This window comes from Streptomyces sp. BR123 (genome assembly GCF_013401435.1).
Classification (GTDB): Bacteria; Actinomycetota; Actinomycetes; order Streptomycetales; family Streptomycetaceae; genus Streptomyces.
The window spans coordinates 1-1,189 of record NZ_JACBGN010000612.1; the positions used below are offsets into that span (position 1 = coordinate 1).

The following is a 1,189-nucleotide window of genomic DNA, read 5'->3' on the forward strand; positions in this document are numbered from 1 at the left end:
CCCCTCACCCCCGTCCCAGGATCACCGTCCCCGAGGAGCAGAACCAGCCGCCCGTGCCCGAGGCCAGGGCCACTTCGGGGAGGGTGCCGTCGCGGCGGGTGACCTGGCCGGGGCCGCGTTCGCCGCGGAGCTGCCGGACCGCCTCGACCAGCAGGAACAGGCCGCGCATGCCGGGGTGGCAGGCCGAGAGGCCGCCGCCGTCGGTGTTGACCGGCAGCTCCCCGTCCCGCAGCAGGCGGCCCTTCTCCACGAAGGCTCCGCCTTCCCCCTTCGCGCAGAATCCGAGGTCCTCCAGGGTCACCAGGGTCATGTACGTGAAGGCGTCGTACAGCTCGGCGACGTCCACGTCCGCCGGGGTGAGTCCGGCCCGCCGGAAGGCCAGGCGGCCGGAGACGGCGGCCGGGGAGACCGTGAAGTCCTCCCATTCCGACATGGTGGTGTGGGAGACGGCGGTGCCCGCGCCGAGGATCCAGACCGGCCTCTTGGCGGTGTCCGGTACGCACTCCTCGGCGGCCAGCAGGACCGCGCAGCCGCCGTCGGAGCGGATGCAGCAGTGCAGCTTCGTGAAGGGGTCGGCGATCATCTCGCCGGACAGGACGTCGTCGACCGTGATCGGGTCGCGGAACATCGCGTCCGGGTTGGCGGCCGCGTTCGCGCGGGCCTGTACGGCGACCGAGGCGAGCTGCTCCGGCGTGGTCCCGTACCGGTGCATGTGGCGGCGGGCGGCCATCGCGTACTTGGCGACGAGGGTGTGCCCGTACGGGACCTCGAACTGCAGCGGTCCGCGCGCGCCGAAGGAGAGGTTCGAGCTGCGGCGCCGGGCCTTGATGTCCGCCCGCGCGGTGGATCCGTAGACCAGCAGTACGGCCCGGGCGTGGCCTGCGGCGATGGCGTCGGCCGCGTGCGCGGCCATGACCTCCCAGGTCGAGCCGCCGACCGAGGTGGAGTCGACCCAGGAGGGGCGCAGGCCCAGGTATTCGGCCACCTCGACCGGGGCGAGCGTGCCGAGGCCGGCCGAGGCGAAGCCGTCGATGACGGAGCGGTCCAGGCCGGAGTCGGCCAGGGCGCGCCGGGCGGCCTGCGCGTGCAGGGCGTACGGGGTGGGGCCGTCGACGCGGCCGCAGTCCGAGAGGGCGACGCCGACGACCGCGACCCTGCGGCGCGGGGCGGCGGGGGGTCCGGGCAGGGG

The 1,189-nt window shown here is 74.8% G+C and carries 1 protein-coding gene; it reads right to left on the reverse strand.

From position 1 onward, the window contains the following. Nucleotides 1-4: 4 nt before the first annotated feature. On the reverse strand, nucleotides 5-1,186 hold the full coding sequence (locus tag HYE82_RS36645; RefSeq protein WP_179178539.1) for an acetyl-CoA acetyltransferase: 1,182 nt from the start codon (nucleotides 1,184-1,186) through the stop codon (nucleotides 5-7). Nucleotides 1,187-1,189 lie beyond the last annotated feature (3 nt).